This is a genomic window from Paenibacillus sp. UNC499MF (genome assembly GCF_900107975.1).
Taxonomy (GTDB): Bacteria; Bacillota; Bacilli; order Paenibacillales; family NBRC-103111; genus Paenibacillus_F.
The window spans coordinates 151,000-162,450 of record NZ_FNVF01000011.1; the positions used below are offsets into that span (position 1 = coordinate 151,000).

Genomic DNA, 11,451 nt, shown 5'->3' on the forward strand with positions numbered 1-11,451 from the left:
CGATGAATTTAAATCCTTCAACCCCCCAGCCGCTGTATATGCAGATCCGGCAAATGTTGAAGAATGATATCCAGGACGGAAGATATAAACCGGATGAACAGATCCCGACCGAAGCGGAGCTCTGCGATACGTATAAGGTAAGCCGGATTACGATCAGGAAAGCGATCGAGGAACTGGTGCGGGACGGCACGCTGACGCGGATTCCCCGCAGAGGCACTTTCGTGGCCTCGAACAAGTTCCACAATGAGCTGTTATCTGTAAGCGGATTCTCGGAGTTCAGCCATCAGCTCGGCATGATCCCCAACTCCCGGATTCTCCGGAGCGAGGTCATTCAGGCCTCGGAGGAGGTGGCCGGGCATCTTCAGATTGAGGAAGGCAGTCCCGTGCTGGAGCTTGAGCGGCTGATGTACGTGGATGACCGCCCTCTTTTCTATGATATTGCCCACTATTCACTCACCCGGTTCCCCGATCTGGAGAAGAAGATTGCGATGAACGAATCGACCTACAAGATTCTGTCGGAGGACTATCATACCGAAATCGTAAGCAATGATAAGATCATCGATGTCATTGGGGCGACCAAAGATTACGCGAAGCTTCTTGAATGTGATATCGGGGCGAATCTGTTCCGCATCTTAAAAATTGCTTTCGACTCGAACGATGAGCCGGTCCACCTCTCCAGCTTCATGTGTGAGACCAACCGGGTCAATTTGACCGTTCATCGAGCCAAATAAGGTCATGCCTAGCGGAATGAAGACCCCAAAAGAAGGGGTCTTTTGTTTATTCGGGGGATTGAACTATTCCAGCCTGAACCCCTGCTTTTCCAGAAACGGCTTCAAATGAGCGCGTACAGGCTGGCGGTACTTGTCCGCCATGCTCCGGGACCAGGTGATGCTCTGTTTGCCTCCGGTCCGTTCCTCGTAATATTTCCGTGTCGTTTCGTCGTACAGGCGGACACCTTCGTCCGAGCGTTCGCTCTGATAGCCGTTCTCGTGCAGAACGGCCGTCTGGGGAAGCCGGGGGCGGAGAGAAGGCTCCTGATCCGGCACGCCTACGCACATTCCGAACACCGGATAAACGAGCTCCGGAAGGTTCAGCGCTTCGGCGACGCCGTCCGGGTTGTTGCGGATGCCTCCGATATAGCAGATGCCGAGGCCGAGGGATTCGGCCGCTATCGCGGCATTCTGGGCGGCCAGGGCGGCGTCCATCGAAGCGACGAGAAAGCTTTCGGTGTTCTGGTGGAACACTTCCCCGGACTGCTCGGTCGCTTTGCGGAGCCGGTTCAGGTCGGCGCAGAACACGAGGAACAGTCCGCACTGCTCGACATAGGCCTGGTTGCCGGCGAGCCGGGCCAGTTCTTTTTTGAGCGCGGGATCGCTAGCGGCGATGATGGTATAGGCCTGAACGCTGCTTGACGTGGAAGCCATTTGTGCGGAAGCGACAATCGCTTGCAATTGATCGGCCGGAATCGGGTCCGGTTTAAACTTGCGGATGGAGCGGTGCCGGGTCAGCAGATCGATAACGGAATTCATGGTCGCAGTCTCCTTTTTCAGAACATAAGATAAATGTTGATCGTGTTGTTACAGTTAGTTCTATTATAAGCGAAAACTTGGTAAGATCGTACTTGTGGCAGGAAATATAAGGAAGTGGAGGAAGCCGGAAAAAAGGGCCTCAGAGCAGCGGCGGGGTGCCGGTGAGCCAATTGCGGCGGGACGGGAAGCGGGAACGGAAGTTAAAACGACGCGGGAGGCCGAATATGGACGAACGGATGGAACGGACCGAAAGGACCGAAAGGACCGAAAGGACCGAAAGGACCGAACAGACCCGACGGGATGTTGTCCCGCCGATTGCCGGGAGAATTCCGCTGAAAAAGCGGTCTATTATACTATGGGGCGTCCTTGTGCTGCCGCTTGTCGCGGCGCTGTCCGCATGCAGTGTGACCCACGGTGTGAAAACGGAGACCATCCGGGCTGCCGCCAAGTCCATGAAAAAGAACCTGAAGGGGTATAAAGGGCTCTATTGCACGTTTACCCGGCCCGATGTAACCTGCAGGATCGACTGGAAAGGGGAACCGGACCCGGATACGCATGCGGCCGTCCTTACTGCCGTGAAGGCGTTCGTCACGCCCGAGCATATGCGGGAAATCGCCCGCAGTGTAAACTGGAATCCGGAAATTTCCGAATTCCATTTACTGCTCAATACGGATGATAACAAAACGGACGCGGAGCACGCATATTTCGCCCGGTATTACAAAACGTCGGATGCGAGCGACGATTCCGAAGCCAACATAGACGCTTACAGAACCTGGACGGAAGAAGGAACGAAGGCAGGCCCTCTTGAAACCGGGTCTGACTGAAAGGCTGCCTTGGCGGCCTTTTTTTTGGCTGGATGGCAGGGGCAAGCCGTTTCCGTCGTCCGCTTGGTATACCGCGTCATGTCTGGGTTGGAAGCGCCGGGAGCGGTCCGGCCGCTACGGGCTTTTTATAAAAAAATCCCAAAGCGGGAACGGTTTCGCGGTTTCTGTTGTCTAATGGGTGGAGGTGAAGGCGTTGGGGGCTCAGCAGGTGAACGAAGAGGGAAAACCGGCCAAAGAACAGTTTCGGACGGTGATGCTGGATTACGGGCAGGACGTGTGGAACTACGCCTTCTTCCTGACCGGGCGCAGGGAACTGGCGGACGATATTTCACAGGATGTTTTTTTGAGTGTCTTCCGTCACCTGGATACGTTCGAAGGAAAAGCTTCCGTCAAAACGTGGCTGTTTGCCATAACCCGCAACACGGCGCGCAATCATATGCGGACGGCTTTCATGCGCAGGGTGATTCTGGTCGGCCGTGCGAGGTCCGGCAGCACCCATCCGTCGGCGGAGAGCGAAGTGATGGAGGCGGCTTTTACGGACGAGATTTGGGAAGTAGTCATGAAGCTTCCCGCTAAATTCAGGGAAGTGCTCGTGCTGGATGCCAAATACGACATGACGATGGGGGAAATCGCCCAGGTGCTGGGCGTGTCGGAGGGAACCGTAAAATCGCGGCTGTCGCGCGCACGCAAAAAGGTGTCGGAAGTATGGAAGGAGGAGTCTGCTTATGAACGGGCCTAAACCGGAATGGTACGATAAGCTGAAATCGGGGCCATTTCCGAGAAAAACCTTCACGATGGACGATATTTACCGCATCGAGCAAAAGGCGTCGGAATCCGCTGCGGGCGGCCGTGTGCGTAAGCCGGGCTTCCCAAGAAGAAAGAGAACGCTGCCCGTACTGGCGGCTGTGCTTCTGTGCCTGGCGGCGGCCACGTTCCTGTTCCGCGGAGAATTGGCTCCCGCCGTTACCAAGGCATGGTCCGGGTTCGTGAAGCCGACGGAGCCGCCGCAGGCGACCGCTCCTCCTTTGCAGCAGGAAACGGGAACCTTCTATCTCAAAGGAGACGCGACAGTCGTGTCCGAGCCGGAAGCTTTCGGCGGCGAGGAAGTCGGTACCGTAAATTCAGAGCAGCCGGTTACGGTTCTGGAGAAGCGGAACAGATTCGTGAAAATCGGCGAAAAGCGCTGGATTCCCGAGTGGTACCTGAACAAAGACGCGGAGAAGCGGCTTAAAGAAGTGCGGCTCAGTCAATTTTTGAGGGAGAGGCCTGTCGTGACGACGAATCCTTATTACGGCCTTATTGTAGAAGGCGTTAATTTTTCGCTGTATCCGGAAGAACCGAATCCTTCCGGCGGGGTTTTGAAGAACGGCAGGGTTGTTCAGGTTATAAAGGATTATCGGGATTGGGTTTGCGTCAATGTCTTCTCCTATGACGGCCGCCAATATGCGGGAGATAAGTGGGTGCCCAAAAAAAACGTGGGAGTCTACGATTCCAGCCTTGCACAAGAAGGATTGCTCAAAAATCCGGTGGAAGCTAAAGCCCCCGCCGGAACAAAGCCGTACCCGACTCCCGGTGCGAAAATACTGATCGATGAGGAAGTGGACGGGTTTTACATGATCCGGACAGATACCGAGTACAGGGGAAGAATCGGTAAATCGGATTTTCTTCCGAACCCGTTCCTGGGGCTGGACCGCAAGGAGGATACAGACCCTCAGTGGTACTTCACTCAGCAAGAAATGTCGGACCGCTATGAAGACTTCGCCAAAACCCGGACGGACGACTCCCTCAAGGGGCTGGAGCCGATCGATATTTTCCGCTATTACGTGACGGCTTCGGAAAAAGGGGACTGGGAGACGGTCTACGCCCTTCTGGTAAAAGGCAGCGATTACGCCACGCCGAGCCGGGAACAATACTTGACCGAAATCGGCAGGGAACCGGATGCGGACAAACAGGCGAAACAGAAATGGGACGCTTTGCGCAAGGACTACATGCTGTACCAGGAAATCAGCGGAGATTCCGCTTCTATTGTCATGACGAAGCGGGGATCCGTTTCGGCGGAGGATAAAAAAGGCTTCAGCCTGACCCGGAATAAAGCCGGGATCTGGAAAGTGAGCTGGCTGCCTATGCAGTAAAGGCGGATGGAAAAGGAAAGAGCCAACTTTGCGTGGTCGGGGCAAAGTTGGCTTTTTAGCGTGCGGGGACCTGTGTAGGTGATGCCCTTTATGATGAAAGCTCGATCAGTTCGTGAAAACGTGGTTCCCGATCACGGCCGTTCTCGGACGCGATTTGCTCCAGGACGAAGTGGCGACGTCGGGATTGTAGTAAAACAGCGCGCCCCCGGTCGGATCGGAGCCGTTAAGGGCGGCGCGTGCCGCTTTGTAAGCCGTTTCGTTAGGCTTCAGCCAGTACTGGCCGTCACGGATGGCGGAAAACTGTCCCGGCTGGTGAATGACGCCCGGAATGGAATCCGGGAACTGGTTGGACTGCACGCGGTTGATAACGACGGCGCCGATCGCAACCTGCCCCTGGTAAGACTCGCCGCGGGCTTCGGAATAAATGATGCGCGCCATTTGATCCAGAGCGTTCTGCTTCGGAACCGCCGCTTTCTCCAGCTTGCCGAGAGTCTTGGAGTCGGCTTCGCCGTCGACGGGAAGGCCGTAGGCGCGCTGGAACTTTTTCACGGACTCCGCCGTTTTCATTCCGAAATAACCGGTGACGCCCGCGTCAAAGTACCCGAGCGTGTCAAGCCGCTCCTGAAGGTCCAGAACGTGCTCGCTCTGGGTTCCCGTGGACAGGGACATGGCCGAGGCCGGAGGGGCCGCGCTGACAAGGCCGATGGCGCATGCGGCGGCGGATAAAAATATAGGCAATTTTTTCATGGTTAAAGGAAAACCTCCTCTTGTTTTTATGACCACGTTTTGTGTACGTGCGATAGGGACTTAAGGGCCTACGATGGTCATCAAAAGCTTCCGCCCACGCTTATCGGCGGCTGCAGGGGAGTGACGGAGGGCCGGCTCGATTCCGGCTCGTCCTTTATACTGTTCGGGGAGCACCGCCGAATTGTTTCCGTAGGAACGAAAAAAATGGATAGGCGATCCAGTTTTGAAAAGAAAGAGACCCGCAGCAACGGGCTGCGGGTCTTAAGATTTATTTATTAAAAGGGGGTCGAGTTTTAGTATAGGGCTTTTATATTAAAGGAAGATGAAAACTGGATTGCAGTTATGTTACAAATTGTTATCGGAATGTATTCTCTTCGTCCGGGGAGTGGTATAGTTCTAGGGTGAGCTTTCAAACCAGGCTTGCACAGGGCAGCACAGAGAATAAAAAAGACAGAAGTTGAAGGTGAACGGTTTTGAGTCAGGCCCCTTTTTACACCGTGCCTCCGGGTACGGGTCATACGAACATTCCGCAAGCCGCCATGGCTTCCGCACATACAAGCAGGGAACTGGTTCCGGACGGAGACCGGGACGCTTTTTACTTCCGCCGGCTGGAGGAACGGGGCATCGCCCTGAACGAGCCTCAGATCCGGGCGGTGAGACATTCCGAAGGACCGCTGCTGACGCTCGCGGGCGCCGGTTCGGGCAAAACGTCCGTGCTCGTCTGCCGGACGGGCTATCTGCTCGCGGTGCGCGGGATCCGGGCGGCGAGCATTCTGCTTGTCACGTTTTCCAGCAAAGCCGCCGCCGAAATGAGAGAACGAATCGCCGCGCTGCCGGGAATAACGGCCCAGGAAGCCTCCGGGCTTCAAGCGCGGACGTTTCATTCTTTTTTTCTGCGGATCATCAGGAGTCAGGGCGTTCAGGAAGAGATCTTTAACGAGACGCGCAGGCAGCATATCCTGCTTAAACAGATTATGCGGGAGCTGGGAATTCCCGATACGTATCAGCCCGAAACGCTTTTAACGCTGCTTTCCTCCTATAAAATGAACCGGACGGAGCTGCAGGATCTCCCACAGCAGACGAATGAAGAGAAAGAAATCCGGAGTATTCTGATCCGTTATGAAGACTGGAAACGGGCCAACGCCAAAATTGATTTCGACGATGTGCTTCTCCGGGCGTACCGGATGCTCAAGGAGAACGAGAGCCTGCTGCGCTCGCTGCAAAACCGTTTCCAGTATGTCATGGTGGACGAGTTCCAGGATACGAACGGCATCCAGTACGAGCTTATCCGCATGATTGCGGCGCCGCAGAACCATTTGATGGTGGTTGGGGACGACGACCAGACGATTTATTCGTTTAACGGGGCGCGCAGCGAATTTATTCTCCATTTTGAAAAAGAGTTCCCGTCCGCCAAGGTGATCACGCTGGCGATTAATTACCGCTCGGGGGCGTCCATCGTCGGGCTCGGGAACGAGATCATCCGGCACAACAAGATGCGGCGGGTGAAGACGCTGAAAGCTGCGAACGCGGGCAGCGCCCGGCCCCAGTATATCCGGCCGCTTACGACCGACGAAGAGGCGGAAATCGTTCTCTCCCGTATCCGCCAGGATGTGGAGGGCGGGAGACGAAGTTACGGGGATTTCGCCGTGCTCTACCGCTCCGCAAGCAACAACCGCGCTCTGCTGGAGCAGCTCGTTCTGCGGGAAATCCCCTATATCGATTACGGGGACGGGCAGCTGCTGTACGAGCATTGGCTGATTAAACCCGTTCTCGATCATATGCGCCTGTCGCTGAACCGCCGCGACTTCGAGGCGATGGAGGGAGTGCTGCCGTCGCTGTACATCAACCGCGAGCACGGGATGGCCTATATCCGCCAGCAGGAGGCCCGGCAGCCGAAGAAAGGGCCCCTGGTCCATTTGCTGGCGATGCCGGACCGGAAGGACTTTCAGAGAGAGAAGATCCAGGCCAGACTGGAACTGATTCGTGAGCTGAAAAAGCTGGAGCCTCTGGATGCGATCCGCAAAATGAGGGTGCATTTCTACGACGCCTACGTCGAGACGGACGGGCGGAAGCAGCCCACCCAGCACAAGGAAATGCTGAAGGAGATGTTGGACGAGCTGGAAACGTCGGCGCAGCGGTTCCGCTCCACGGCCGAGTTCATCCTGTTCGTGGACGACGTGCTGTCCCGGAGCAGACAGAGCGGCCGCCATCTCTCCGAGGAGCAGGGCAACCGGGTCGCTTTGATGACCATTCACCGCTCCAAAGGGCTGGAGTTTCCGGTAGTCGTCCTGCTCGGTGCCTGCGAGGGAAGCCTGCCCCACAGCTCCGCTTTGGACCCGAAAGCGGAGGGTGGCGCCGCCGACCTGGAAGAGGAGCGGCGACTTGCCTACGTGGCCGTAACCCGGGCCCGCGAGGAGCTTATCGTAAGCTCGCCTTCCCTCTACCGGGGAAGAAAAGCGGGCGTCTCGCGGTTCGTCGTGTCCGCTTTTACGGGGCGGAGCGGCGACTCGCCGGTTTCCGGCCGCCGCGCGCAGTCGGCCTCCGGCAAGCGGACGGTGACGGCGGTCACCCGCACCGCACCGGCGTCCGGCAGGTCACCGGAGCGGAGCGCACCGGCCGCGCCGGTACGCACCGAGACGGTGCCCGCGTGGCTCTGCACCGGACCCGGCTGCAACGCCTGGGTGCGGATTGCCGCGGGCGAACCCGCCGCCCTCGGCAAAGCTTCCGGTGCGCCCGCCAAGGCCTGCCCGCTGTGCGGGGCGCCGATGACGGCGGGCCGCCGGGAAGCGGCCGTGCGCACGGCAGGCCGGTGAGAGCCCGGCGTGAGGGCCGCAGACGGGCCGGCTTGCCGTCGGGGGCGCGGCTTGAAGCGCGTCCGAGGCTTTCCCGCTCGGCGGTCGCCGTACATGCCGCCCGTGCTCCGGCGGGGTCGCTCATGCCGGAGAGCGTCATTGCGCTGCGTCGTCCCGCCCGCCTCAGGATATTCAGGCGTTATGCACTTGCCCGCATACCCGTATAAAAAGAACGGACCGGCACTCATTGCCCGGTCCGTTCTTTTTTATTTCCATAAGCGGAGGAGCGGCCCGTCCTCACCGAATACGGGATCGGTGTCGGGTACGGGAACGCCGCCGATCTTTACCCGGATGGCGGGTGTTACGCTTTCGCTCTCCTTGTGAAGATCAGGCTCCATGCCGCCCGGATAGGCCCCTACGATCTTGAAATCGGAGCTGCCGGACAGCTTTTTGTGTCCGGTTCCGGCGGGAAGCACGACCACATCGCCGGTCTTCAGCTCTATCTCTTCCCCGTGCTCGCCGCCGAGCCGGACTACCGCGCTTCCGCTAATGACCCCGAGCACTTCGTGCGCGTTGCTGTGGTAATGATGGTAGTCGAACACCCCGTTGGTCCAGCTGTTCAGCCAGTTGTGCCGGTTAAACAGCTTTTCCGTCTGTTCCGTATTTTCCGAAAAAGCTCCCCTGTACAGAAGCACGGGCAACCGGGGGTGGTTCGGAATTCCACCGTCTTCCTTGAAAAACCAGGTTTTCACGTTCGCCTCTGCCGAACTCATTTTAAATCCCTCCTAAATCGACCCCCAAAATAAACATTTAAAACTTTTGAGAGTAAATGTTGACTCTATACATAGTTAACCTTCCTGATATTTTTTTAACAAAAGAAAACAGAACGGATAAAAGACCCCCTCCGTTGCGAGCGGAAGAGGTCTTTTTAGAAATAAGCTTTCGAAAGCTTACCCGTGGAAATCCCCGGGAAATTTAAAAACCAGCCGTTATTGGGGATTGGTCGTCCAGATGCCGGCGGTCTTGATGAACACGCGCGGCGGAAGCTTCAGCGCAGCCGTAATGAGCTCCGCTACGTCTTCCGGCTGCATCATCCGGTCTTCGTCGCCGATTTTGAGGCCCGCATTGCTTGCCAGCTCCGTATTGACTGTGCTTGGCGTCAGCGCCGTTACACGGATATTGGATTTACGCACTTCCTGCATGAGTGCCTCGGTCAGACCGAGAACCCCGAATTTGGAGGCACAGTAAGCGGAGCCGGTCGCAAAACCGCGTTCTCCGGCCGTAGAAGCCACGTTAATGATATTTCCGCTGTTTTGGCGGATCATTCCGGGAAGAACGGCGCGTGTCACATGGTACGTTCCCATAAGGTTGACCTGAATGATGCGCTCCCACTGCTCGGGGTCCATTTCCGCCACCGTACCGAACTGGGCGATTCCCGCATTGTTGATCAAAATATCGACATGGCCGAGCTCTCCGGTTAAGGAGGAGATAGCCTGCTGCACTTCGGACGGTTTCGAAACATCGGCGGAAGCGTGGAAAACTTTAACTCCGTATGTACCGGCAAGCTCTTTTTGGAGGGCTTCCAGGTCAGCCGTACTTCTGGCGAGCAGCCCGAGGTTAACGCCTTCTTTGGCCAGCGCGACGGCGGCTGCTTTGCCGATTCCTTTGCCGGCTCCGGTAATGATGGCCGTTTTATTTTTAAGCTCCATGATTGTCTCTCCTTTATTCCCTTGAGGGATCTTTGGTTACTCTGTTAAGTTACCATAATAGTTACAGTTTATCAAAAAGGTTGTCATTATTTCCCGACTAAGTAGACGGCTTCTTTAGGAAGCCTTTTTTTGGTACGGGTGTTTAATTTTCTCAAGACCCAAGCTGTCTCTTAACTGCATACATATTCTAGCAGGAATCCGAAAAAGGAGTGAGAGAATGGCAGCTTTAACTTCGATTATTATATTGACCCGGAACGGGCTGGAGCATACCCGGGCTTGTGTGGAAAGCGTGCAAAAGCATACGTCTTTGCCATACGAATTTATTTTTGTGGATAACGGATCGACCGACGGGACTCTGGCCTATTTATCGGCCGTCCGGAATGCGACAGTGCTTGCCAACTCTGTGAACAAAGGTTTTGCGGGAGGCTGCAACCAGGGGATCCGGGCGGCCAGAGGCGACTATCTGCTGCTCCTGAACAACGATGTCGTCGTTACGGAAAGCTGGCTGGAAGGGCTGCGCGGCTGGCTCGATTGGGATCAGACCATCGGTATCGTCGGACCTGTCTCCTGCAACGTGGCGCCGATTCAGCGGATCAAACCGGACCCATACCGGACTGTGGACGAAATGCAGCAGTTTGCGCGCAAGTGGAGAGAGCAGAACATAGGGATGGGATTTTATCCTCATCGGCTGATCGGTTTTTGCATGCTTTTCCATAAAAAACTGATCGATACCATCGGAGGCTTTGATGAACGTTTTTATCCCGGGGGATATGAGGATGACGATTTTTGCCTTCGTGCCCGCCTCAGCGGAAAAATATTGTGGGCCGCCTGCGACGTTTATGTGCATCATCACGGCCACGCGACTTTTGCGGCCAACGGACTCGCCTGGAATGAGCAGGGGCTGTACAATGCGGAAATATTCCGGAACAAATGGAATTTGGAAATCTCTGCGGTAGAGCTGGAAAAAACGGGCTACAACCCGAGTCATATCGTCGAGAAGGTTAAAACGTTTTGCCCCCAAAATCATTTCGTGCCTTTAAGTGAAGAATGAGGCCCGGCGTGAGCCCGATTTTTTCGGCAAAGGCTAACTCTACAAACCAACTCCTGCTGGAATTAATAGATTAATAGAGGAGGTGAGGTTATGACCGTTTTATTTAACAATCTGATTCAAAACGGCAGCTTTGAACTGGGAACCATGGAGTCCTGGGGAGCCTACAATGCCGTTGCAACGAGTACAAACCCCAAAGTCGGCGCGTATGCCTGCCTGATGACGGGCGGCACTGTCGGTGCCGGGATCGTCCAGGCGGTTTTTGCCCTGCCGGGAGAAAGCTATTCGCTCTCCGCTTCATTCGCTAAAACGGGAAGCGGCACAAGTCCGCAAGTTAATGTGACGCTGGCTTACTACGATTCCTCGTATTTGTTCATTTCGAATGGAATAGCCCGCACCATTCAGCAGGGTACCCTGCCCGACGTATCAACCGGTTCATGGAAAATGCTTTACGAGGTAACCGATCCGGTACCTGCCAATGCGGCGTATGCTTCTTTTCTGGTGACCCTTTCGCCCTTGGCGAATTCATCGAACGTCTTGGTGGACGAAGTTGTTGTTATGAATGCAAGCTCCAGTGCATCGGGCGCCACAGGGGCGACGGGAGCACCCGGCCCTGCAGGACCGACAGGAGTGACTGGCCCTGCCGGAGCCACGGGCGCGACGGGAGCTG

At 56.1% G+C, this 11,451-nt stretch carries 11 protein-coding genes; 7 read left to right on the forward strand and 4 right to left on the reverse strand.

The features are described from left to right. The first annotated feature begins 2 nt into the window (after positions 1 to 2). The gene (locus tag C4S74_RS20170; RefSeq protein ID WP_103997085.1) at positions 3 to 731 is read left to right on the forward strand and encodes a GntR family transcriptional regulator; all 729 of its coding nucleotides are present in this window, start codon (positions 3 to 5) and stop codon (positions 729 to 731) included. A gap of 63 nt (positions 732 to 794) precedes the next feature. Here the strand turns inward: C4S74_RS20170 and nfsA are convergent, their stop codons facing one another. After that, positions 795 to 1,529, reverse strand: a complete 735-nt coding sequence (gene nfsA, locus C4S74_RS20175) for an oxygen-insensitive NADPH nitroreductase (RefSeq protein WP_103997086.1) — start codon at positions 1,527 to 1,529, stop codon at positions 795 to 797. A gap of 224 nt (positions 1,530 to 1,753) precedes the next feature. On the opposite strand from nfsA, the gene C4S74_RS20180 reads away from it, so the two are divergent. The 3 genes from C4S74_RS20180 (at position 1,754) to C4S74_RS20190 (ending at position 4,485) form a co-directional block, all read left to right on the forward strand. Further along, positions 1,754 to 2,353, forward strand: a complete 600-nt coding sequence (locus C4S74_RS20180) for a hypothetical protein (protein ID WP_258042557.1) — start codon at positions 1,754 to 1,756, stop codon at positions 2,351 to 2,353. A gap of 253 nt (positions 2,354 to 2,606) precedes the next feature. Continuing rightward, positions 2,607 to 3,092 carry an RNA polymerase sigma factor gene (locus tag C4S74_RS20185; protein ID WP_103997105.1) on the forward strand — a complete coding sequence of 162 codons (486 nt, stop codon included), beginning with the start codon at positions 2,607 to 2,609 and terminating at the stop codon, positions 3,090 to 3,092. Continuing rightward, positions 3,079 to 4,485, forward strand: a complete 1,407-nt coding sequence (locus C4S74_RS20190; protein ID WP_103997088.1) for a hypothetical protein — start codon at positions 3,079 to 3,081, stop codon at positions 4,483 to 4,485. The genes C4S74_RS20185 and C4S74_RS20190 overlap by 14 nt, the downstream gene beginning before the upstream one ends. 105 nt (positions 4,486 to 4,590) lie before the next feature. On the opposite strand, the gene C4S74_RS20195 is transcribed toward C4S74_RS20190, so the two are convergent. Beyond that, positions 4,591 to 5,232, reverse strand: a complete 642-nt coding sequence (locus tag C4S74_RS20195) for a cell wall hydrolase (protein WP_103997089.1) — start codon at positions 5,230 to 5,232, stop codon at positions 4,591 to 4,593. A gap of 473 nt (positions 5,233 to 5,705) precedes the next feature. Here C4S74_RS20195 and C4S74_RS20200 point away from each other — a divergent pair, with 473 nt between their 5' ends. After that, on the forward strand, positions 5,706 to 8,045 hold the full coding sequence (locus C4S74_RS20200) for a UvrD-helicase domain-containing protein (protein ID WP_103997090.1): 2,340 nt from the start codon (positions 5,706 to 5,708) through the stop codon (positions 8,043 to 8,045). Between the two features lie 245 nt (positions 8,046 to 8,290). Here C4S74_RS20200 and C4S74_RS20205 read toward each other — a convergent pair whose 3' ends face one another. Together C4S74_RS20205 and C4S74_RS20210 are read right to left on the reverse strand one after the other, a co-directional pair. Continuing rightward, positions 8,291 to 8,797 (reverse strand): cupin domain-containing protein, encoded by a 507-nt coding sequence (locus C4S74_RS20205; protein ID WP_103997092.1) that lies wholly within the window; start codon positions 8,795 to 8,797, stop codon positions 8,291 to 8,293. A gap of 216 nt (positions 8,798 to 9,013) precedes the next feature. Then, complete coding sequence (locus C4S74_RS20210) at positions 9,014 to 9,733, reverse strand: 3-ketoacyl-ACP reductase (protein ID WP_103997094.1); 720 nt, start codon at positions 9,731 to 9,733, stop codon at positions 9,014 to 9,016. A 217-nt stretch (positions 9,734 to 9,950) separates the two neighbouring features. Between C4S74_RS20210 and C4S74_RS20215 the strand changes: the two genes are divergently transcribed. Both C4S74_RS20215 and C4S74_RS27215 read left to right on the forward strand, forming a co-directional pair. Further along, positions 9,951 to 10,784: a glycosyltransferase family 2 protein gene (locus tag C4S74_RS20215; RefSeq protein WP_103997096.1), complete on the forward strand. Its 834-nt coding sequence runs from the start codon at positions 9,951 to 9,953 to the stop codon at positions 10,782 to 10,784. Between the two features lie 90 nt (positions 10,785 to 10,874). Then, positions 10,875 to 11,451 (forward strand): NTTRR-F1 domain (locus C4S74_RS27215; protein ID WP_146065515.1); only part of this gene is annotated, 577 nt, incomplete at its 3' end.